This is a genomic window from Wolbachia endosymbiont (group A) of Rhinocyllus conicus (genome assembly GCF_947250775.1).
In the GTDB taxonomy this organism is placed as follows: Bacteria; Pseudomonadota; Alphaproteobacteria; order Rickettsiales; family Anaplasmataceae; genus Wolbachia.
Map to the genome: position 1 here is coordinate 198,894 of NZ_OX366349.1, position 22,398 is coordinate 221,291.

Annotated in this window: 16 protein-coding genes, 1 tRNA gene and 4 pseudogenes; 9 read left to right on the plus strand and 12 right to left on the minus strand. The window is 35.3% G+C overall.

All coding sequences use genetic code 11. The annotated features are described in order from the left end of the window. From OOK92_RS00960 to OOK92_RS00975, 4 genes and pseudogenes are all read left to right on the plus strand, one after another. Positions 1-990, plus strand: coding sequence for a phytanoyl-CoA dioxygenase family protein (locus tag OOK92_RS00960; RefSeq protein ID WP_319803921.1), 990 nt, complete (start codon positions 1-3; stop codon positions 988-990). Next, on the plus strand, positions 991-2,766 hold the full coding sequence (locus OOK92_RS00965; RefSeq protein ID WP_253303154.1) for an ABC transporter ATP-binding protein: 1,776 nt from the start codon (positions 991-993) through the stop codon (positions 2,764-2,766). Between the two features lies 1 nt (position 2,767). Beyond that, positions 2,768-3,298: pseudogene (locus OOK92_RS00970) on the plus strand (threonine aldolase family protein); the annotation flags it as partial. 225 nt (positions 3,299-3,523) lie between these two features. Continuing rightward, positions 3,524-4,471, plus strand: coding sequence for an IS110 family RNA-guided transposase (locus OOK92_RS00975; protein ID WP_264711509.1), 948 nt, complete (start codon positions 3,524-3,526; stop codon positions 4,469-4,471). 166 nt (positions 4,472-4,637) lie between these two features. On the opposite strand, the gene OOK92_RS00980 is transcribed toward OOK92_RS00975, so the two are convergent. The 3 genes from OOK92_RS00980 to rpmE all read right to left on the minus strand — a co-directional run bounded on the left by OOK92_RS00980 (position 4,638) and on the right by rpmE (position 6,973). Beyond that, positions 4,638-5,855: a hypothetical protein gene (locus OOK92_RS00980; RefSeq protein ID WP_264735959.1), complete on the minus strand. Its 1,218-nt coding sequence runs from the start codon at positions 5,853-5,855 to the stop codon at positions 4,638-4,640. 83 nt (positions 5,856-5,938) lie between these two features. Further along, positions 5,939-6,733 carry an NAD kinase gene (locus tag OOK92_RS00985; protein WP_264688435.1) on the minus strand — a complete coding sequence of 265 codons (795 nt, stop codon included), beginning with the start codon at positions 6,731-6,733 and terminating at the stop codon, positions 5,939-5,941. Between the two features lie 27 nt (positions 6,734-6,760). Beyond that, entirely contained in the window at positions 6,761-6,973 is a 213-nt protein-coding gene (rpmE, locus tag OOK92_RS00990) for a 50S ribosomal protein L31 (RefSeq protein WP_253309449.1), read from the minus strand. 128 nt (positions 6,974-7,101) lie between these two features. Here rpmE and fabD point away from each other — a divergent pair, with 128 nt between their 5' ends. Continuing rightward, positions 7,102-8,082 (plus strand): ACP S-malonyltransferase, encoded by a 981-nt coding sequence (gene fabD, locus OOK92_RS00995; RefSeq protein ID WP_264730980.1) that lies wholly within the window; start codon positions 7,102-7,104, stop codon positions 8,080-8,082. Between the two features lie 31 nt (positions 8,083-8,113). On the opposite strand, the gene gpmI is transcribed toward fabD, so the two are convergent. From gpmI to OOK92_RS01015, 4 genes and pseudogenes are all read right to left on the minus strand, one after another. Continuing rightward, positions 8,114-9,688, minus strand: coding sequence for a 2,3-bisphosphoglycerate-independent phosphoglycerate mutase (gene gpmI, locus OOK92_RS01000; protein WP_264735961.1), 1,575 nt, complete (start codon positions 9,686-9,688; stop codon positions 8,114-8,116). A gap of 33 nt (positions 9,689-9,721) precedes the next feature. Continuing rightward, a tRNA-Asn gene (locus tag OOK92_RS01005) sits at positions 9,722-9,793 on the minus strand. 19 nt (positions 9,794-9,812) lie between these two features. After that, complete coding sequence (locus OOK92_RS01010) at positions 9,813-10,004, minus strand: hypothetical protein (protein WP_253309452.1); 192 nt, start codon at positions 10,002-10,004, stop codon at positions 9,813-9,815. A gap of 35 nt (positions 10,005-10,039) precedes the next feature. Then, positions 10,040-10,151: pseudogene (locus OOK92_RS01015) on the minus strand (IS5/IS1182 family transposase); the annotation flags it as partial. Positions 10,152-10,249: 98 nt separating this feature from the next. Between OOK92_RS01015 and gatA the strand changes: the two are divergent. From gatA to OOK92_RS01030, 3 genes are all read left to right on the plus strand, one after another. After that, a complete protein-coding gene (gene gatA, locus OOK92_RS01020) occupies positions 10,250-11,719 on the plus strand; it encodes an Asp-tRNA(Asn)/Glu-tRNA(Gln) amidotransferase subunit GatA (RefSeq protein ID WP_264735962.1) in 1,470 nt (489 codons plus the stop codon). A gap of 280 nt (positions 11,720-11,999) precedes the next feature. Continuing rightward, a complete protein-coding gene (locus OOK92_RS01025) occupies positions 12,000-12,128 on the plus strand; it encodes a hypothetical protein (RefSeq protein ID WP_264735964.1) in 129 nt (42 codons plus the stop codon). After that, positions 12,113-13,069 carry an IS5 family transposase gene (locus OOK92_RS01030; protein WP_264735368.1) on the plus strand — a complete coding sequence of 319 codons (957 nt, stop codon included), beginning with the start codon at positions 12,113-12,115 and terminating at the stop codon, positions 13,067-13,069. Before OOK92_RS01025 ends, OOK92_RS01030 begins: the two co-directional genes overlap by 16 nt. A gap of 97 nt (positions 13,070-13,166) precedes the next feature. On the opposite strand, the gene OOK92_RS01035 is transcribed toward OOK92_RS01030, so the two are convergent. The 4 genes and pseudogenes from OOK92_RS01035 to OOK92_RS01055 form a co-directional block, all read right to left on the minus strand. Then, positions 13,167-14,468 (minus strand): hypothetical protein, encoded by a 1,302-nt coding sequence (locus tag OOK92_RS01035; RefSeq protein WP_264735966.1) that lies wholly within the window; start codon positions 14,466-14,468, stop codon positions 13,167-13,169. Positions 14,469-15,417: 949 nt separating this feature from the next. Then, positions 15,418-16,334 (minus strand): annotated as a pseudogene (locus OOK92_RS08525) (IS110 family transposase). Between the two features lie 201 nt (positions 16,335-16,535). Next, positions 16,536-17,270, minus strand: a pseudogene (locus OOK92_RS01050) (ATP-binding protein); the annotation flags it as partial. 51 nt (positions 17,271-17,321) lie between these two features. Continuing rightward, the gene (locus OOK92_RS01055; protein ID WP_264735969.1) at positions 17,322-17,837 is read right to left on the minus strand and encodes an RNA polymerase sigma factor; all 516 of its coding nucleotides are present in this window, start codon (positions 17,835-17,837) and stop codon (positions 17,322-17,324) included. 222 nt (positions 17,838-18,059) lie between these two features. Between OOK92_RS01055 and OOK92_RS01060 the strand changes: the two genes are divergently transcribed. Next, positions 18,060-20,162, plus strand: a complete 2,103-nt coding sequence (locus tag OOK92_RS01060) for an AAA family ATPase (RefSeq protein WP_264735970.1) — start codon at positions 18,060-18,062, stop codon at positions 20,160-20,162. 744 nt (positions 20,163-20,906) lie between these two features. Here the strand turns inward: OOK92_RS01060 and OOK92_RS01065 are convergent. After that, complete coding sequence (locus OOK92_RS01065; RefSeq protein WP_264735971.1) at positions 20,907-21,938, minus strand: virulence RhuM family protein; 1,032 nt, start codon at positions 21,936-21,938, stop codon at positions 20,907-20,909. Between the last annotated feature and the right edge of the window lie 460 nt (positions 21,939-22,398).

The window sequence follows — 22,398 nt, forward strand, 5'->3', positions numbered from 1 at the left end:
ATGGAAATACTACAAAAAAATGGTTTTTTTATTATCAAAAATCTGGTTCCTTTAAAGCTAATAACTCAGTCTTTAAGTGATATAACAAATAAGATATCAGAGCTATCCCAAGAACTAAGTGTTTCAACTTCTGACTACTTAAACTGTACCGGCAGATGGGGCACGTCATCTCAAGTAACTAGAATTATCTCTCAAGCATTAGATGAAATTATTAAAAATTACCTTGAAAAGTCACTTCAGTGTCAGATACTGCAGAAAAAATCAAATGTTATATGTAAAACTGCTGATTTAATAGATGCAGTTCCCTTCCACCAAGACATCTCCTATAGTTTCAATGATCCTTACCACTTTTCTGTTTGGTTAGCTTTGAATAATGTAAGTGAAACTTCAGGTGCACTGCAAATTATAGAAAACAGTCATAAATGGGAAATACAGCCTTTAGTTGATTTTTGGTACCCATATTTTTTTGATCAGTACTCAAACAATCGGGAAAATTACAAAATTAAGTCACTACCTATTTCAGCAGGAGATGGGATAGTTTTTGATTCACGGTTATGGCATGGTAGTGATAAGAATACAGATGCTAAAGATAGATTTGCTTATGTAACAAGGTGGATTGTAAAAGATCAAGATCTTCCCTATGTGCCAAAACCTCAGCCTTCAGTTTTTGGTATACTCAATTGTGGTGAGTTAACAGAATCTGTACTGAGAGAATGCTTGTCATTGTTTGGCTACCAGGAAAGTGTAAAAGCAAAAAACATGGAAGAACTTATCAAGAGCTGGTTAGCCTTTATTACAGACACAACTACAAATATTTCTGAGATCGACACTACTGAGGCTAAGCGAGATTTATATAAGCTACTTATTCTGAATCGAGCATCAGCACTACATGATGCTGGAGACATCTCAGGAAAAATATACAAAAATTTATGGTTTTCACTACTTGTATTTCTCAATAAAAAAGTCAACGTAGTGGAGCTAGCATTATAAATGAACAGAAGTAGAGTTGATAGCTTCAAATGTGTATTGATGTTCATCTTGAATATAGTATCTAAATTCAAACTTAATGTACTTATAATGTCTTTAGTTGCCCTGGTGGTAGCTGTTGATTTGTCTTTTAGAAAGTATTTAGTAAAAAATATTCTAGATACAGCTGTAAAATATCAGGAAGGTAATGTAATTGAGAATCTTTTATTACCTGTAAGCGCTTATCTTGGTATGGCATTACTTATCACTACTGCTTTTAGATTCTATGGCTATTTTGTTGACATTCGAATGTTTACCTTAATGCGTCAAAAGATAGCTGATATATCTTTTTGTAGACTACTCCAACAAGACCATTCCTATTATCAGAACAATTTATCTGGAAGCTTAGTACATAAGGTCAGTAGCTTAATGGATAGTGTGATAGAGTTAATAAGATTGCTTATAGATTGTTTTTTCGGTTACAGCATAGCATTAGTCTTAGCTATTTATACCTTATCATTAGTAAACATAAAATTTGCAATCGCTACATTCACTTGGGTAAGCATTTTTATTTTAGTATCGATTTTCAGCTTTCGTGTACTTACTGAACTAGCTGATAATTACTCTAAACAAAATTCACAAGTAATAGCTAGTATAGCAGATAGTATTTTAAATGTTATATCAGTAAGGCTATTTTCTCAGCAAGCACATGAGAGACACAAATTTTTTCAAATATGCAAGAAAAGAACTATTGCAGAGAGAAAATTACAATGGGCATACTTTTGTCTTTGGTTTATATATGGCTATTCATTTGATATACTCCAAGCAGTAAACTTGTACTTTTTAATTTATGACTATCAATTGAACAAGATCGCAATAGGAGATATAGCTCTTGTACTTGGAATTAATATATCGATTATAGAGTTTCTTAACCATCTAACTAGGAATCTTACGCAATTTTCTACTCATTTCGGCAAAGTTTCAGATGCATTGCCAATCTTAACTACCGTACCAGAAATTCAAGATAAGAAAAATGCTAAAGAATTAAATTTATTAAGTGGAAAAATAACGTTTAATAATGTTTCTTTTTCTTATGAAGGTCAGGAGTCATTATTTCAAGATTTCTCAGTTACCATTAATCCTTGCGAAAAAGTAGGTCTAGTTGGTTGTTCTGGAGGTGGTAAATCTACTTTTATAAACTTAATCCTAAGGCTATTTGATGTTAAAAAAGGTAATATACAGATTGATAATCAAATAGTATCAGAAGTTACACAGAGTTCTTTGAGGCAACAAATATCTGTAATACCTCAAGACCCATTGTTATTTCATGATACTATTTTAGCAAACATCATATATGGTAGACTTCAATCTACTATCGAAGAAATAATGAGAGCTGCAAAGCTGGCTGGTATTCACGATTTCATTATGACTCTACCAGATCAATATGGAACTACAGTCGGAGAAAAAGGCATCAAGCTATCTGGAGGAGAAAGACAAAGAATAATAATAGCCAGGGCATTTTTAAAAAACGCTCCAATATTATTTCTCGATGAACCAACTAGTCAGTTAGATTCTATAACAGAAAAAACAATTCAAATGAGTTTATTCAAATTGATGAAAAATAAAACTACGATTACTATAGCACACCGTATTTCTACACTTTTACACATGGACCGAATTCTAGTATTTAACAAAGGAAAAATTGTCCAAGATGGTAAACACGCTGAATTAGTTTCTAAGCAAGGTCTTTACAAGGAACTTTGGAATGCTCAAATTGGTTGTTTGAATGGCAAAAAATAAGATGGAAAAAATTATTGATCTGAGAAGTGACACTACAACTCTGCAGAGCTCCAACGTTATACATGCAATAAGTAATGCAACTGTTGGAGATTTTGCTTATGGTGAAGACAAAAGCTGTAATGACTTATCAGAATATTGCAAACAATTATTCAAAGTAGAAGAAGCATTATTTGCAACCAGCGGTATGCTTGCAAATAGATTAGCCATTGCCAGTCAAACAAGTCCTGGTGATGAACTAATAACTCATTATAATTATCACGTTAATTTTTTCGATAGCGCAGGCAATGCAAAAGTAAATAATATCGTATTTAATTGTATTAGAAATAATAGCGGAATCTTAGATGTTGATGAAGTAGAATATGCTATTAATTCTAAGCCGAGGTATAAAATTTTTGCTCAGGTGAGTCTTGTTTCTATAGAAAATAGTATAAATGGGTTTAATGGTAAAATTTATCCTTTTGAAAAACAAGTCGAGTTATATCACTTTTTAAAAGCTCACAATGTAAATCTTCATTTAGACGGTGCAAGAATATTGTAAGTTGAAAATGTGATATAAAAGAGGATAAGAGGGAAAGATAGCCCTACTCACTATAGGAATAGGACTATCATGGGCGTGTGCGACCGGAAGAATATTGGTACTACAACCGTTTAAATCAAGGTACACTAGCCCATCTCTCGATACGTTTGAATAGTTGCTTGGGACATATATATGCACCCGTTTACAATCTTAAATTAACTAAAACTATCGAGGTTTATTATGGTTACATCTTATCAAAATTTTATTGGCATTGACATCGGAAAATTTAAAAATGTCGTTGCAATTCACAAACAGAAGAACGCTGTCAAATTTGACAATGATTCTGATGGTTGGCAACAATTATTTCAAAAGTTTTCAGATATTCTACCTAATTCTTTAGTAACTTTGGAAAACACAGGAAAATATGAGCTTGGTTTGTCACATTTTCTTATTGACAAGAATATTGCAGTACATCGAGCTAATACTCGTAAAGTAAAAAGCTTTATCTTGTCTCACGGAACTGTAGCAAAGTCTGATAAATCAGATGCGAGGGCTCTTGCTCAATATGGATTTGAACGCCATAGAACTCTCTCTCTATTTGTACCTACATCAAAAGAACAATCAACCCTGGTTGCACTTTGTCAACGTCGTGATGACATTACGCAAATGAGAGCTCAGGAAAAGTGTAGACTGGAAGCTCCTGAAAATGATCATATAAAGAAAAGTTGTCAGAAGACCATTGAATTTTTCGATAGTCAAATAAACGAACTCAATGATACTATACAAAAAATTATTGATGGAAGCCATGAACTACAACAACGTCAAAAAATCCTTAAAACAGTTTCTGGAATAGGTAAAAAGTTATCACAAGATTTTCTGTGTTTAATGCCAGAGCTTGGTTACTTAAGTAGAAAAGAAGTAGCAAGTCTTGCCGGAGTTGCACCTCATCCTAGGGAAAGTGGTAAAACTGTTGGTTACCGAAGGATTATAGGAGGTAGAAGTAATGTTCGTTCAAAGCTCTTTACATCTGCCATGTCTGCTGCAAGGTCCAAATCTGCACTTGGCACCTTTTATTCCAAGCTTGTTGAAAGTGGTAAGAAGAAGATGGTAGCTATAACAGCTCTAATGCGTAAAATTATAGTAATTGCTAATGCAAGGCTTAAAGAGGCAATTAATTTGAATGTTTAAAAATTTACATAGCAGTAATTGAAATGAATATTGTGCGTCCACACAAACTTAAAGTGCTTGTTCACATAGCTTAAACGGAAATTGTTGCAGTAGCTGTTTGATATAGAATTCTGTTCCTATGACAAACGGGTTTTTATTATCTATATGGTTGGGTAAAGTTGCAAAATTATACAAATGAAAAATTAAAAAAAAACATAGTTGATATAAGGTTAGTGCAATTTGTTTTGTTATAATAATGCACGCCAAAACATACAACTAATAATGCAAGTACACCTGAGCCTATAAGCAATGATAACCCTATGTTATTAGTCAAAGGGTTTTGGTAAAATTTTTGTATATTATTAACACCGCCTTCCGCATACAGCAATAAAGGAAGTGCTATATTTGCAGCAACTACACCGGTCAGTAATGCAGTAAATAGTGGCCTATTGTTAATTACTGATTCTATTTTATTAGTTCTACTAATTACTTTTTCATCAATGTTAATGAAGTCGTTTTTAGCTTCCCAAGCATTAAATATAAAATTTGAATGAGTGTTGTTGTTATACTCTAATCTTACAGATTTTATAGCTTTATTTTCTGGCTGATGCTTTAACACCTCATCTAAAATTCCATCCGCATTTTTTTCTTGAGTTTTATGCTCTGCAGTATCTCTAAATTGCCTTATTGCAAAAAGTATTGGACTAATTGCAAGCAACGCAGCAAGTGCGATAACTGGTATAGTGATATATTTTGGGCTGTTTGTAAAAAATGCAATAAATTTTGCTTTATCTTGTAAATATACTAAAGCTGCAGATGTGCTGAGTATAATAGCAGTGGCAGTAAAAATTATAAAGCCCTTCTGCTGCATGGCATACTTTGCTCTTGGCCAGGATCTGTTTGCTTTCTTTTGTGAATTGATTAAGGAAGTTTTTGAATTCATTTCACCTGTACTATATTCTGTACTGAACTCTTCTTTTAGGTTTTCGAGAGTTTTATCAGAATCCCAAGGGTCACTAAATTCCGTTCCTTGTGAAACTGATCTTTTCATTCCATAGCTTATTCCACTACCCCAACTCTCTTTGGGAGTTTTATTACTCGGATTTATAACTGCATAAATAGGTTCTCCTGATCCACCGTGGACTGATTCTTCTGAAAGAGGTAAATTCAACTCTGCATAGGCATGTTCTTCTGATCCATTATCAGATGATCCTCCTAAACCTAAACTTGCTGTTGGTGATAGTGTATCTGAGGTAAAATTTTCTGCTCCTTCAAGCGATGCTTGTTTGGGAGTACTTGTCCTAAGTGCTGGTATTGGTGGAATTCCTGGCTTCGTCCCGTCATCTTTACCTATTGGTGTATAAGAAAGTGGTTTTACTGTATCTTGATCTTGTGTTCCTGGCATATTTACTCCAAAATTAATTACTATGTTGTGTTGATTACGCTATAGTTATTAAGATGTAGTAAATACCAGTTTACGGATAATTATTAGTATAGAAATTGCCTATCAAAGATTCTTTCATTGAGTGAGTCGTCTTTGTCAAAGAGCAAAGTTATTGTGTTCTCATGGTCTTTTTGTATTTTTATCTGTGATATATTATGAAACTCTTTGTAATCTGATACTACAAGCGCTGGACGATTTTTTGTGTCGTTAATGTCAATTTGTACGATCGTATCATTTGAGATTAGTGCTCCATTCCAATGCCTTGGGTAATAGCTATTTATGGAGGTCAGTGCAAGTAAGTTTGAATTGAGTGGTAAAATTGGACCGCCGGCAGAGAAGTTATATGCAGTGCTGCCTGTGGGAGTAGATAATATTACTCCATCCCCTCTAAATTTTTCTACTTTTAGTTTATCATTAATAGTAATATTCATCTCTACTATTTGGTTTGCTTTCCTAAAAACATATACTTCGTTTACCGCTATATAGTGGTATTTCTTGCCACTTGTGTCTGTTGCTTCCATTTTTAGTAAAGTTAACTGAGTTGAAGTTGCGTGCTCTATATGATCAATTAAATCTTCACTGCGGCTAAAGCATTTATTCATCAAAAACCCAACATTGCCAGTGTTTACTCCGTATACGTGTGTGTTTTTGTTTTCTATAACGTAATTATGCAAGGTGCGTAGCATAAAGCCATCACCGCCAACAACTATCAATAGATCGATTTCGGACTTATTTTCTTCTGTTATATTGATAAAATTAAGTTTCTTTAATAGTTTAGATACTTCCTGCGATTTTGGTGACTCAGAAGCGATATAGCCTATATTTTTGTATTTATGCATGCTTCACTCTGAAAAAGAAGCGAAAAACTAGAAAATATCCCCATATTTATCGTTAAACTTAGCTAATTTGCTAGTTTTACTTGCTGACCCGCTTGTCAAACTTCCAGTCCATGCAGGGTGAGTGAGAGGATCCCTATCAAGTTTTATCTTATCACCTTCCTTTCCATAAGTGGAACGAGTTTCAAACTCTTGACCATCTGTCATGACTATAGTAACCTTATGATAATCAATTTCTGCCATTGTTGCTTATAAACTTTTAGTCAGTTAATATTCTAGTGAACTTAATTCACTAAGTCAATCATTATTCTAAAATATTGACAAAAAATAAATAAAATGTTATACTTAATAAGGAATAAATAATAGTTATCATGATTTTTGCTTTCCCTGGTCAGGGCTCTCAGTTTGTAGGAATGGGAAAGAGCTTATATAGTGAGTTTTCCGTTGCAAGACAAGTATTTAATGAAGTGGATAGCATATTGGGTAGAAAGCTGTCTCATTTAATCTTCAACGGTCCTATTGAAGAATTAACCATTACAGAAAACGCTCAGCCAGCTATAATGGCAGTGTCAATCGCGACGCTACGTGTTATCGAGCATGTGTTTGGTGAATCTCTTTTTTCTGGTCATAATGTTAAATATGTTTGTGGGCATTCAGTCGGTGAATATACAGCGCTATGTGCTGCAGGGGCATTGACTCTTGAGTCTGCAATCAAGCTGCTGAAAGTTCGCAGCGAAGCAATGCATGAAGCTTCTTTGAAATGTGAAGGGGGAATGGTTGCGTTGCTTGGAGCAGAGATAAATGAAGTGGAAGATATATTGAAATCAGTTCAAATTGACGGAATTTGTGAAATTGCAAACGATAACGGTGGCGGACAAGTGGTTATAAGTGGTACTAGAGAGGGTCTTGAAATATTACCCGATTTGCTCAAGAACTTGAACATCAAGAGATTAGTTAAGTTACAGGTTAGTGGACCTTTTCACTCATCTCTTATGAAACCTGCTGATGAAAAAGTTTTGGAATTTTTGGAGGGTATTAAAATAACCCGTCCTATAGTTCCTTTGATATCAAATGTTACAGCTAAAGAGGAGAGTGATCCCAAAGTTATAAAAGCTTTACTTGCTAAACAAGTCATAAGCAGAGTGAAATGGAGAGAAATGGTTTTGTATATGGCAAGCCGTGGCATTAACAAATTTGTTGAAATTGGCCCTAATAAAGTTTTATCTAATTTAGTCAAAAGGATTGACCAATCTATCAGTACAAAAAGTATAGGTAATATTGGTGATATAGACAGCTTCTTTAATGAATCATTAGTACTAACAGCGAAAAATTTAAAAGTTGGGTTAAGTTAAAACACATCTATTTGCCAGCGCATGACGCTGCCTAGCTGGAATGACAGAGGGTAATGCAAGAAATCAACGAACTGCCTGTCATTTCATCCGGTTTCTTAATTCCAAGTAGCTGTAAAATAGTAGGGGCAATATCAGATAACCTTCCGTCTCTTAGTTTTAGATTATCGCAAGACACAATAAATGGCACTTTATTTAGAGTGTGCGCTGTATGAGGTGTATTATTTTCTTCATCGAACATACATTCCACATTACCATGGTCTGCAGTAACAATTAATGCAGTGTTGCTTGACTTTTTAACAGCACTCAGCACTTTCGCAAGACAATCATCTACAGCTAGCACAGCTTTCTCGGCTGCTTTTATATTACCTGTATGCCCTACCATATCAGGATTAGCGTAATTTACAACTATCAGTGCGAATTCTTGGGAGTGAATTTTTTCTACAAGCTTTTCTGTGAGCTTGAAGGCTGACATTTCGGGCTGCAAATCATAAGTTTGAACTTTTGGTGAGGGAATGAGTATTCTTTCTTCACCAGAGAAAGGTTCTTCTTTTCCACAATTGAAAAAGAAAGTCACATGAGCGTATTTTTCGGTTTCGGCGATGCGTAATTGTTGCAATTTATTGTCTTCTATTGTTTGTCCTAAAGTGTTAGCAAAAGATATAGGAGGAAAAATATAAGGAATTTTGAGATCTTCTTTATACTTCATCATACTTAGAATTGAAGAAAATGGTTTTCGTTTACGACCTTCTGTCGTACGAGTAGTTTGACCATAGATTCCAGCGTCACGCGCTGGAATGACACCTGATTGGTTTAGTAAAATACTTGCTAATTGTATCATTCGATCAGCACGAAAGTTAGCCAACAGCACTCCATCTTCTGGTTTTATACCTTGATAGTCACCTATTACTGCGGGCCTGACAAACTCATCAGTTATGTTATTTTGATAATTTTCATCAATCAACGATACTGCATTATCATGACGAGGTGCCTTTGCAAATGCGATAGCCTCATAAGCTTCAATTGTTCTCTCCCACCTGTTATCACGGTCCATAGCATAGTAACGCCCAGAAACAGTAGCAATTCTTATGTCATTTCCCTTTATACTCTTTATAAATTCTTGAATGCATTTTTTTCCTGAATTTGGTAATGTGTCTCTGCCATCTAAAAATGCATGTATCACCACTTTGATTCCATGCTGTGATATTTTATTTGCTAAAGTCGAAATATGCTTTTGATGCGAATGAACACCGCCATCTGACACTAATCCCATTATATGGCATACTCCGTTCTTACTTTTTAGATTACTAATAAAACTTTGTAGATTTACATTGTTTTCTATTGTTCCAATCTCTTGATTAATGCGCTGAAGGCTTTGCATTACTACTCTACCACTGCCAATATTCATATGGCCAACTTCTGAATTACCTATTTGACCACCAGGTAACCCAACATCAGTTCCACAGGCGGACAAACTGCATTTTGGATAATTAGAGCTAATATATTGCCAACAGGGTGGATTTGCGTTGCTAATAGCATTATATTTACTGCTTTCTACTCCATTTCCCCAGCCATCTAGTATACATAAAACAACTGATTTAATGCCCATATAAGATTAACACTAGAATTTCACAGAGAAGAGCTCCCCGGGCCGGATTCGAACCAGCGACCAATTGGTTAACAGCCAACTGCTCTACCACTGAGCTACCGAGGAATAAACCGTCTTTAATTTATCACGTTGAACGTTGATTGTAAACGTTTTTTGTATACTTTGTAAGAGCCTGTTCAAATTCACTTCGCTTTATTACTTCAACAGTTGCACCAATAATATCTTTTATTTGAGTTGCAAAATTCTCTCCTGTATAGCCCGCATCAACCAGTATATTTTTAACTCCAGAAAGGTTTTCTTTTGCATTGTTGACCATTCTCACAGCACTAGTTGTTCCTGCAGTTGCTACATAAATTGCATGTCTTGAGTATCAACTGCGATATGGCCCTGAGATTTTTTTACCAGCGTCATAGCCTTTTTCTTCAGCAGTATCTGCGTTCTTTACACTCTGAGCATCAATTATGTACAGGTTCTTAGCTATATTTCTAGCTGTAACTATAAATGTATGGATTTTTTATCGTGCCATGTTATAATTAACGTCTTGCTAAAAATTAAATATTGATGAATGAACTAAAAAAGTTAAGTATTACACAAATGCATGACGGGCTCAAAAAAAGGAGTTTTTCCGCTGTTGAACTCGTGGAGGCGCACATCAGTGCGGTTGAAAATGAGAAATTAAATGCATTTATAACAAAAACCCCAGAGATAGCAATGAAAGCTGCTAAAGCTGCAGATGAACATTTCTCTAGGCAAAAGGATGATTTAATCTCGCCGCTCATGGGTATACCAGTTGGCATCAAAGATCTATTCTGTACAAAAGGAATAAAAACAACAGCATGCTCAAAAATGCTGGAAAATTTCGTTCCGACTTACGAATCTACGGTGTCTGACTTGCTTTTAAAAAGTGGAGCAGCCATGCTCGGTAAGCTTAATATGGATGAATTTGCTATGGGTTCTGCGAACACAAACAGCTATTTTGGCCCTGTTGAAAATGTGTGGATTAGAAAAAGTGATGGGGAAAAAGTTGTTCCTGGTGGATCATCTGGTGGATCTGCAGCATCGGTTGCTGGATTTTTATGCGCTGGAGCGTTAGGAAGCGACACCGGTGGATCTGTACGCCAACCAGCAGCTTATTGTGGAGTAGTTGGAATAAAGCCAACTTATGGAAGATGCTCGCGTTTTGGTATGATTGCATTTGCGAGTTCTCTGGATCAAGCAGGAGTCATTACTCGTTCTGTCTCTGATTCAGCATTAATGCTGGAAGCAATTTGTGGCTATGATAAAAAAGATTCAATATCGAGCGAAAAGCCAGTGCCTAAATTTTCTAGCTTTATAAATGGTGATGTCAAGGGTAAGTGTATTGGTATACCAAAAGAATATAGGATGGATGGAATTTCAGAGGAAATAGTTCATAATTGGGAAAGAGTTGCTTCCTATTTAAAAGAAAATGGCGCTGAAGTTGTTGACATTACTCTGCCACATACTAAATATGCAATACCGGTCTATTATTTAATCTGTTCTGCTGAAACTTCATCCAATCTTGCTCGTTACGATGGTGTGCGTTATGGATTAAGGGTTGATGCTGATACCCTTGAAGAAATGTATTCACTAACAAGAGCAGAAGGTTTTGGTAAAGAGGTGAAAAGAAGAATTTTAATTGGCGCTTATGCGCTTTCTTCAGGTCATTATAATGAATATTACGAAAAAGCGCAGTGCATTAGAGCATTAATCAGAAATGATTTTATAAAAGCGTTTGAAAAAATAGATTACATACTTGTGCCATCTGCTCCAACAGAAGCTTTTGGCTTAAATGAAAAGCCAGATCCGCTAATTATGTGCATCAATGATGTGTTTACCGTGCCAGCAAGCCTTGCAGGATTGCCTGCTATTTCTGTTCCTGTTGGGCTTTCCAATGAGGGTTTACCACTTGCCTTGCAAGTGATTGGAAATTATTATGACGAAGCTGGAATATTAAATGTGGCAAGTTTGATAGAGCAAAATTGCGGCAGAACAATTAGACCTCTTGCATAATCTATTTTCTGATAGTAATTTTTGCATTAAAATTTGCTTATGCTCATCAACGTACTCTATGGCTCCATTTTTAGATGAATAGCAAAAACAGGGCATATTAATCTGTTTACAAAATTTTCGTGTAACAGTTCACACTTAATTAAACAGACTAAATTCTGTAATTTTGGGATGTTGAAAAATTTACCTTACGTTGTCATTCCAGCGCATAACGCATAACTGTACGAACATTGTGATTTGGGCCTACCAGAAGGGCAATGCCTCTTATCCAAGTACCCTCTTCTTGTCATTCCAGTGCTTGACACTGGAATGGCTTTGTTGCATAGCAACCGAAAAAATCTGGTGGCTACTGACAAAATTCATTATAAATAACCATTTAACTGTTGAAGAAAAAATATGCCACAGAAAATGAAAGTCAGTAACCAAAACGAATATAACAAATTCCTTGAAAAAAGGGGAAATATTTTTCGTTACATCGATGAAGCTATCGAAAATTGGTATGAAAATAGTCCAAAAATGCAGGGCGGCAACTATATTTACAGTGATAAAGTCGTAATTTTGGTGCATATAATTGTCAATCTTTTTAGAATTGGGTTAAGACAAACGGTGGGGTTTATAAAAGGATATCTGCAACAAATAGGAAAAAATTTGGCAGTTATCAGCTATTCACAAGCATCAAGAAGGTTTAAAAAACTTAATATTAAGATAAATGATTGCAGGGTTGATAAAAGCAACATGGAAAATATTGAAATTATCATAGATAGCACAAGTATCAGCATTTACAGTAACACTCCTGGCCACAGTAAGGAAAACAGTGCAGATAGAAAGTACCGAAGCTACGAGCAAGTAAGAAAGTTACATGTTATGTTAAGTGTGAATAGTAAAAAAGCTATAGCTGCAAGATACAGTAATGGCGTCTACTCTGACCACTATGGAGCTTGCGATTTGCTTGAAGAAGTTAATTTTCAGCACAAAATAAAAGCATTATATGCAGATAGGGCATACGATAGGCACAAACTTTATAAATTGTGTAAGAAATACGATATAAAGACAAAAGTTCTACCAAAAAAGGATGCAGCAGAACATTCAAAAATAGATTATATGTCTGACAGGAATGCTGCTATTAGGTTAATAAAATTATATGGACAAGATGGTGTAAAAGAGTGGAAAAAGGAAGCAATTTATGGAAAGAGATCTTACATAGAAGGATTTTTCTCAAGGTTGAAGCAAGTATTTGGATTTAGCTTTAGGAATAAATCTGAAGTAAATCGTGAAAAAGAATTACTAATTAAGTGCTATTTGCTCAACAAATTCACTGATATTGGTATGGCTAAATTTGAAATCATTACATAAATTTGTCGTAAACCATCACTGCTTAAGGTGCTATGCAACAAAGCCATTCCAGTGTCAGCTACTTTAATGACACCCTTTTTTGTCATCTAAGTACTAGCTATCCCTTCGATGGTGCCTTCCCTACTGACTGACCTTCCACACATTTCTCAACTTTTATATCATCAGTTAATCCTTTTGGTGGTTGAACATCACTTGCAGCACTAGCATTAGACTTACCACTAGTGCCTAATGAAGCTTGCTCTTGCCAATCACCAATTGGATAATTGTGTGCAGGAAAGCTATCCCGATTGATTTTTCTTGATTGCTTATCACCAAGTTTAAATTTTCCACCTCTTTTTCGCTGATCTTGTTTTGTCTCCTCCTTCTCCGGAGCTTTCGGTGGACACACCTCTTTCTTCGGTTCCTCAGGCTTCGCTTTTTTCTCTTCTTCCACTTTCACTTTTGTTTCTTTTACCTCGCGATTCTCATTAACCTCTTTAAATATAGGAGGCATTATAGGTTTTGGTAAAAGATCAAGTTCTGGTTTGCTCAGAGGAATTGGCCTTACAAATCCTGGTGAAACTTCAAAAAGGGAAACTGGCACTTTAGGTTTTTCTCTTTTATCTACCTTCATTTCTACGTTTTCACGAACTTCTTTATTTGCTTCTTCCTTTAATGATGTTTTTTCTGCTTTTTTATCTTCTTTTTCTGTAGATGCCTCTACTATAGCTGCTAGTTCGACTCCAAAAATCTCAGCAAAAGCTGTGATAGCCCATCCAACCAGGAACATCTGAAGTTTCAATTTTAGATCCGTCAAGGCTTGTAGACGTTCGAGCACCCTTGCAAGCTCCTCTTCTGATAACTCACCACTGCCCAATTTCTCCTGCAATTCTTTTATCTCTTTGTCCAACCTCTTGTCCCAACTCAAATCTAAATTACTTTTGAAGATCTTCTTGATTAACTCCTTAAGCTTATCACGCAAAAACTTAATTATCGCAGCAATCAGGTTTTTTTCCTTCTTCTCCTTGAGCATTTGGTAGATTTTCGGATCATCTACATCTACTTCAAAGAGGTTGAAGAGAGGTTCAAAGAAACTCCAGGAATCTCCCAGTGATTTTTCACAATCGAAGTAGCCCCCGTCACCATCTTCGATATGTAGCTCTGCTTGAGATGATATTTCATCGATACAACTAGAAGCCTGACGCTCACACTCGAGCCTTCTGAGCAAATCTTGTCTGTCAAGCTTCTCTATGGCTGCTTTCAGTTCATTTAACTTCTGCTCCGCAGAGAAATCTTGCTCCCTGATTTTTCCTTGGAAGATTGAGCTACCGTTTTCGTTATTATCTGAAAAATTTTCCATTATTTTTGTCCCCTCAATAAAATTACTGTCTTTATTGTTACCTGAAAAGCTTTCCATCATTTTTACTCCCTTCATAAAACTTAATAATTTAATTCTACAGTACTAAACATTTAAGAAGTGTTAACGTAAAGATGTCAATAAAATTATTTATATTTTTACACTATGTATATTATATCATACGCCATTTAACCTTTCAATAATATTTTTTATTCTTGCTGCTTTTTCAAGCTCTAGCATGCGCTTTCCTTCTTATTAATGTTCACTTTTGCCTCTACCACCACTTTTTCTTGTAAAGTATTTGATATAAGTTTTATTATACTCTTTGGTATAACATTGTGCAAAGTTATTATATTCAGAGTGTAATGATATAAAATTACCATCATCAAAGAGCAGCTATCAGAGCAACAGAGGCAGAGCAATACAAATAGTAAAAAACTCTCTAAACCTCGATCCGGAAACTTGAAAATGGAGGAAATGCTTATTCACTAAAGATGCTCCAAAACATCCAAGATCTTAACTCTTGACCAACACATTCCCAACAAAATTGTTCTCACGCTTGCTGGAAATGGTTATATTATTTAAGTTATTAGTAACATATATTGCTAAATTAACAATAATCCATTAAAAACTTTCATCAAAAATTATTTCAAAAAAATTTCTAAATGATGGTTGACAAGTTTTAATGATGGAATATCATGCTCAAAATGTAGTTGCTAGCATGGATAGGAAAGCGGTTTTTTCTATTCATTTCAAGAGGTAGCTATGTTGCGTGAGAAGGTGTTTCAGGGGTTTTGTCTTCCATTAGGGAGGGCGTTCTCTACGTGGTGTCCGAGCTTTTTCAAATTAGGCGTTGATGTTATTCAGAGATTTTCTTAATAGGGAAAGATGAGGCACAGTAATTAGCATAAGTTTTGTAGTAAAGACATGGGGTTTTATGGATTATGACGAACTAAAAGAAGCAGTTTTTTCTATCATTAAGGACGATGATCCTTACAAGGCATCTACCGTCTTAAACATCAAGATAAAAATTATTGTTTTTTATCATAGCATTTAAACAAATGATGATTTTTCTCATTACAGCAACTAAAGCGACTTTAGCGGCTTTGCCAGAGTCAACTAAACGCTGGTAAAATACTTTCATTTTTTTATTATGACGCATTGCAACCACAGCAGACATGTATAATGCTTTTCGGGCATAAAATCTGCCACCTATGACTTGGGCCTTGCTCACTTTCCTTCCGCTTTCACTAGTTTTTGGTGCAACTCCAACTAGACAAGCTATTTCCTTATTATCTAACCTACCAAGTTCAGATACCTCTATGAGTAGGATACTTGCGGTTTTCCGTCCAACACCTTTATAGCTAGTTAGCAGTTTGCTTTTTTCCTTCAAATCAGGTTTATTATATCTTCTATGTCTTGCCTAATTTGCTCTAATTGTTTTTTTGCAAATTCTATCTGTTTTTCTATATATTCCCTGGCTTTTCCTGTAACCTTATGCAAACGACACTTATTTGCGTATCGTTTAGATTGCGCTCAACTGCTCTTAGCTCTTTTAGTTCTTCTTGCTTTTGTGAAACTATGTATTCTATTACCTCGTCATTTTTTGTGATAAATTCAGCATATTTTTCTAGTAATTTTGCATCTAATTTATCTGTTTTTGCAAAGTGGTTGCAGGCTTTTGCAAATGCATATACCCGATTTGGGTGAGCTCTGTGAACAGCTATGTTATGTTCCCTTAACAACTTTATGACAAGTTTTTCATAACCACCTGTTTACACATAACCTAACAAATACGTTAACTATTTTTGACTTTATAAACTCAGATATAGCTGTCTCTACATTTTCTATACGCTGATGTTTATTGTTGATTGAGATATCAAGTGTTTCTTTTGAAACATCAATACCCATAAAAACTGTTCTAGCCATTTTTGTACCTATAAATATAATCAAATAATAATGCAAATGCTGTACAGGATTGTGATTCGATCTTTTAGATCCCCCTACCGTTCGTACTACATTTTTTCTAGCTAGGAGTGTACTAAGATCCCTACGATTTCTACCAATCAATCCAGTTAACAGTATCACTCCTTGCTCATTATAGCCTTGCGGCTTTGATTTAATATACAATCCACTTCGATCTTTAGCAGGGTATCCCCAGGAATTAATCGTCTGACAGACAAATGAACGTACCTCTGTGCCATCATCTTTCTTGATTCCAACCATGCTGATTACTTCATCAACAATTCCAGGAATTTCACTGGCAGTTTTAGCCCCTTCACATTGAGGCAGCCAGGTTGGACGATTGCAATCATCAAGATACTGACCTAAAGTGCCAACTATGATGATGTCTTTATCCCGAATATGTTGAAACTGATTGAGCCAAGCCATCATCTCCTGAGCAAGTGTGCCGTAAGCAGCTCTTTTATCTTCTCTTCCCGATCTATCAGAAAAAGCTTCAGGTTGCATCCTTGCCCATAAAAAGCATAAACGTGATGCAACAGTGATACTATCGATAAAAATGCAATGATATTTAAAAAACTCCGAAGAAAGATCTTTGTACTTGCCAGATACATGCTCATAGTGCCTTTGACTATATGCTTGATCAGACTTCAGTGCAGGATTTGGCCCACCAATAAGACAAGCTATATCTCTTGCCTCATTCCAAGTACGAACGCTGATTGAATCTCCTTTCCAGTCTTGCACGGCTAAAAGCCCTGCTTCAAAATCAAGACAGAGTGTTGTCGACTCATCGAGAGTTTTAAGTAGACTAGTTTTGCCGATTCCATAAGGTCCAAAGATTACCATTTTTACACCTGTTACTGTTTTTACTCTTTCTTCGTTACTTATTATTTTTAGAGTCATAATCTCCCCCTATGTTTTATATACCGGAATGGTTCTCTGTTGTCGGAGGTTCTAGAAAACTTTTTTTGTATGTCGTCTTATTCTTCTGAGAATGTCATAGACTGTTGTCCTTGCTATTCCACGTATTTCAGCTACTTCTGGAACACTGAAGATTTCTAGCTGTCTGCATAGAACTTGCCATTCTTGAGGTAGTGTTGAGACAATGTAATCAAGATCACTACGGTCTGCTATTTCATCTTCAAAACGGCACCTTTCATCAGCAATGTTATCTAAAATAGTATGATCTATGTATAATATACCTTGTTTGCCACCACGCTTTTCGCATGATTGCCTATACACTAAGTTAATGGCACGGCACTTAACGAGTTGTTTAACAAAAGCGACAAAACAACTTTTACTCTCGTCATATTGAATAATTGTTGGCCAAACAAGTAAAAAAAGTTCTTGTTCAATATCTTCAATACTTTCATCGGCAAAACATTTAAGGCGTTTAAGACATTTTGCATAATACTTTACGTACTTAACAACTATAGGATTAATTCCCGAGTAAGAGTTCTGCGATTTCATAATTTTTCTTGAATAATTAACTTCTTCAAGAGTGATCGTTTTCGGAGACTGATTGTAATTGCGGAGCAAAATTAAATAATTGCGATGCGATTTTTAACCTACTGATATTCTGTGCTTTTTTTCTGAGAATAATGGCGATAGCAATTTAAATAATGGTGATGGCGCACAACAAGCAGCAATTACGGTATAGAGCATATAGGGAGCATTTAAAGGTTTTGAACTATGAATTTCGGTTTAAGCAGTGAAGAATTAAAAGCAGAACTATTGTTGCAGATAAGATCGTGTCTTCCGTACTTACTACCTAATGGCACTTTTTGCAGAAATGAGTTTCAAGTAGGTGATATCTGGGGTAATAAAGGAAAAAGTTTAAGAGTAGAGCTAAGTGGCAGTAAAGCCGGGTTATGGAATGATTTCGCAACCGGGGACGGTGGTGACATTATCGATCTTTGGGCGGCTGTGCATAGAAAAAACGCCAGGACAGAGTTTCCTGAAGTAATGGCTTCTATAAGTGAATGGCTTGGCAAACAACACACTAGAGAAAAAAAGAGTATCAAAGATCTAGAACAGTACCTGACTTGTAGCTGGAATTATTACGATGAAAACAACCAAGTTATTGTTATAGTTTACCGATATGATCCACCTGAAGGAAAAGAATATCGTCCATTTGATGTTAAAACGTTGAATTATGCTTCACCAGAAATAAGGCCTCTATACAATATTCCAGGCATTTTGAAGTCTGATAAAGTTATTCTGGTTGAAGGAGAAAAATGTGCTGAAGTGCTGATAGAACAAGGGATTGCAGCTACAACAACAATGTCTGGAGCAAACGCACCAATTGATAAAACAGACTGGTCACCACTTAAAGGTAAGCATATTATCATTTGGCCAGATAATGATGAAGCAGGTAAAAAATATGCTAAAAATGTTGAAAAAAAGCTTTTAGAGATCGGAGTTGCATCACTTGCTGTTCTTGAGATTCCGCAAGGTAAACCTGAGAAATGGGATGCTGCTGATTGTGTAGAGAAAGGTATAGATGTCAAAGAGTTTTTAGCTTCAACTCTGTTACTTACTATTGATACTCCAGCTACTGATACTTCAAATATGAAAAGTTTAGAAAGATCCACAAAACAGCCACTTAACATTTTAGATTGGAGTGCAGAGCGCTTTGTAGGTCCGGTACCAGAGCAAAAGTTTCTTGTTGAAGGTCTATTTCCTTTAGGTGTTACTTCAATAATAGCAGCAATGGGAGATACCGGCAAAGGTATGCTTCTTCTTGACCTAGCGCTTAAGGTTGCAAGTGATACAGATCAAGTATGTGGTTTTGGTTCACTTGTTGTTGAACATGGATCAGTAGTGATTTTTTCAGCAGAAGATGATGCGGGTGAGATACACCGCCGCTTAGAACGACTCGACCCTAAGTGTGAAAGGTTGAAACATAAAGATAAATTATTTATTGTACCACTGCCAAACGTTAGAGGATCACTTACAATACTCAGAAATGTTCGTGGTAAAATCGTCGAAGTTTCTCCTGAATTCGAATCCGTAATGAAACAGCTCGAGGAAATTAAAGATCTGAAATTGATAGTATTTGATCCACTTGCTTCATTTATCCATGCAGATATAAATGCTGATCCTGCTGTAGGGGATTATCTAATGTGCTTATTATCTGATTTAGCATGTAGTACTGGAGCTTCGATAATTACTGCTCATCACATGAGAAAGCCAAAAGGAGAAAAACCAATATTAACTGCTGAACAAGCACGCGATGCAATTAGAGGTACCTCTGCTCTTGTTAATGGTGTTAGATGCTCATACGCTTTTTGGCCAATAGAAAATACAGCTAGGCTAGAAATCTTTAAAGCAGTAGGAGAAACACCAAGACAGAATGCTTTGTTTCATGGGGCAGTTGTGAAGGCCAATGGTTTAGCTGATCGCACTGTAAGAACTTACCTAAGAAATCAGGAAACAGGGCTACTAGAAGATATAACAATACAACTAACAGTTAAAAATGCTAGTGAAAAAGACCTTAAAATATGTCTTACTGATGCAATTACACGATCTGCTGTTGCAGTACACCCATTTACTCACACAGGAAGCACAGGAGTATATAAGCAACGGCATAGACTACCTGAAGTTTTTCACAGCATGGGAAGGGATAGACTAGAGCGTATGGTACAGGAACTTTTACAGGTAAAGCAGTTAGTTAAAGTGATGTCTACAGGTTCAAAAGAGGATAAGTGGCTTGACATTCCAACTGGACCATTTGCTAAGGGTAAAGGTGATTTTAATTTAGGTGCAGGAAAGTTTGAAATAGCTAACTCCTAAACTTTTGAAAATTGTGAGCTTTTTTGTCTCTAGAAAGTACAGCAAAAATGATTTCCGGACCTACCCAATTTCCAACGTTTCCGGAGAATTTACCAAGTTTTGGAAATGAGAGTGTATTGCAGCTAACCTATTGAAATTCGGCAACTTCCAGCTACTAAATATAAACAATGTTACGTTTCCATTTTAAAAAAATTTAGTCAATTTGGTAACACTCAAACCTGCCAGACTAGCTGCTTTCCAATTTCCGAAAACCTATATATTATATAATATATGTAAATAATACATACGTAGATATATAAAGTAATATAAATAAATATTAGAATAGAAAATATAAGTATATAAAACACATACTGCTAGTGTCATTAAAGCTAAAAAGGGGAAAAGAATGAAAGGAAAAGAAAAATGCCCGTAATTGCGTTTTAAAACGATTCTATGATCTGAGGATAGGAGTATACCACCCTGACCTAACTAACGCTTGTAACACCCTTTAAAAGGCAAATAAAAGGTATTCCTAATGATTCTATTGGTACAAATGAACTTACATGTAAGTTTGACGTCATTTTTATTCATTGTAAAGAAAAAATTTGTATGAAGGTCTTATTTAGAAAACTCACTTGATATTTTTCAGCTCATATACACCTCTTTCAAGCTATCTGGCAAAAGATAAACGCTCAGAAGAAACAATATAAAGCGATTCTATATTTTTACCTCTTCCTGATTTCTTTACTTTTATGAGATTTAGCCCTAAGCTTTTACACTTTTTTGATCAAGACTTTTCTTTTCTTCTATCAATTTATCAAAGTCTGACTTGTATGACTTGTCCTGTGTTTTTCTAAATATCTCATATTCTTTTGTAGCTAAGGTAATTGCTACTTCATGAGAGACTTTGCCATAACTCTGCAATATATCTTGCTCATTAAATTTTAAAAATGCATCAAGTTTCTCTTTCCAATCCTTCATATACATTATTTTACCTCTGGCAGCTTGAAACTCTGCATAATCTATATACATATTTACTATTCTGTTTAGCTGAGCAATTTCATTTTTATCTAAATAGTTTTTTGCTACTTGCGTGTCGGAAGGAAAGATTTTTCCCTTAGGTGCCTTACGCCAATTTGTTAAGCCCATATTAGGTTTACTTCCATCCACTCTATTTGCAATAATTTCTGCTGCTGTATTTCCAGTAATAGCAAAATGCAATTTATTCTGTACTACAGCAAAGAAATTTTTCGTTTCAGATGAACAACTTGCATAGTCTACTGAAGTTGCATAAATGTCTGTGATTTTCTGATAAGCCATACGCTCACTTGCACGAATTTCTCTAATTTCTTCAAGTAACTCATCAAAAAATCGAGTGTCAAATTTAGAGCCATTTTTAAATCTATTGCTATCAATCACAAAACCTTTGAAAATATACTTCTTTAGTTTATCAGTTGCCCATGTACGAAAAGCAGTACCACGCTCTGAATTAACACGATAACCAACTGATATCACAGCCTCTAAATTGTAGAAAACTACATCACGTTTTACCTCTCTTTCTCCCTCTTTTTGAACTATCGAGGATTCCTCGGTAGTTGAATTTTTGTCTAGTTCTTTACATAGATAAATGTTCTTTAGGTGCAATGAAATATTATCAATTGAACAGTCAAATAACTCTGCCATATGTTTCTGAGTAAGCCATAGATTTTCATTTTCAAATCTAACTTCAATACATACCTTTCCGTCATCTGTTTCATAGAACAAAATTTCATTATAATCTAGTGATTTGTTGTTCATATACTTCCTTAGCCATGTACTGCATATATAATACCTTCTGCTTTAAGTGACAAATTTTTAGACGCAGAGCCAGTCAATTGATACATAGAAAAAGTTGTATACAATATCTCTGTTCGTTTCCCTCTTACTACAACCTATAATAAAAATATAAAGTTATCCGATAAAGGAGGTGAAAACCAAAAGGTCCATAATTGCGTTTTAAAACGATTTTGTAACTCTGGGATAGCTTTAACGCTTGTAACACCCTTTAAAAGACAAATAAAAAGTGTTTCTAATGATTCCATTGGTGCAAATAAACTTACGAGTAAGTTTAGCGTCATTTTTATTCATTGTAAAGAAAAAATTTGTATGAAGGTCTTATTTATAAAACTCACTTGATGTTTTTGCAATAGCCAACTCATGTTACTTCTACCATAAGGAGGGTGACAAAATGTCCCTACCCTTTAAAACGCTTTAGGAG

What these genes read in the sequence shown, in the direction of transcription:
- OOK92_RS00960 (WP_319803921.1), top strand. Translation starts at nt 1, where the DNA reads ATGGAAATACTACAAAAAAATGGTTTTTTTATTATCAAAAATCTGGTT.
- OOK92_RS00965 (WP_253303154.1), top strand. Translation starts at nt 991, where the DNA reads ATGAACAGAAGTAGAGTTGATAGCTTCAAATGTGTATTGATGTTCATC.
- OOK92_RS00975 (WP_264711509.1), top strand. Translation starts at nt 3,524, where the DNA reads ATGGTTACATCTTATCAAAATTTTATTGGCATTGACATCGGAAAATTT.
- OOK92_RS00980 (WP_264735959.1), bottom strand. Translation starts at nt 5,855, where the DNA reads ATGCCAGGAACACAAGATCAAGATACAGTAAAACCACTTTCTTATACA.
- OOK92_RS00985 (WP_264688435.1), bottom strand. Translation starts at nt 6,733, where the DNA reads ATGCATAAATACAAAAATATAGGCTATATCGCTTCTGAGTCACCAAAA.
- rpmE (WP_253309449.1), bottom strand. Translation starts at nt 6,973, where the DNA reads ATGGCAGAAATTGATTATCATAAGGTTACTATAGTCATGACAGATGGT.
- fabD (WP_264730980.1), top strand. Translation starts at nt 7,102, where the DNA reads ATGATTTTTGCTTTCCCTGGTCAGGGCTCTCAGTTTGTAGGAATGGGA.
- gpmI (WP_264735961.1), bottom strand. Translation starts at nt 9,688, where the DNA reads ATGGGCATTAAATCAGTTGTTTTATGTATACTAGATGGCTGGGGAAAT.
- OOK92_RS01010 (WP_253309452.1), bottom strand. Translation starts at nt 10,004, where the DNA reads ATGGTCAACAATGCAAAAGAAAACCTTTCTGGAGTTAAAAATATACTG.
- gatA (WP_264735962.1), top strand. Translation starts at nt 10,250, where the DNA reads ATGAATGAACTAAAAAAGTTAAGTATTACACAAATGCATGACGGGCTC.
- OOK92_RS01030 (WP_264735368.1), top strand. Translation starts at nt 12,113, where the DNA reads ATGCCACAGAAAATGAAAGTCAGTAACCAAAACGAATATAACAAATTC.
- OOK92_RS01035 (WP_264735966.1), bottom strand. Translation starts at nt 14,468, where the DNA reads ATGATGGAAAGCTTTTCAGGTAACAATAAAGACAGTAATTTTATTGAG.
- OOK92_RS01055 (WP_264735969.1), bottom strand. Translation starts at nt 17,837, where the DNA reads ATGAAATCGCAGAACTCTTACTCGGGAATTAATCCTATAGTTGTTAAG.
- OOK92_RS01060 (WP_264735970.1), top strand. Translation starts at nt 18,060, where the DNA reads ATGAATTTCGGTTTAAGCAGTGAAGAATTAAAAGCAGAACTATTGTTG.
- OOK92_RS01065 (WP_264735971.1), bottom strand. Translation starts at nt 21,938, where the DNA reads ATGAACAACAAATCACTAGATTATAATGAAATTTTGTTCTATGAAACA.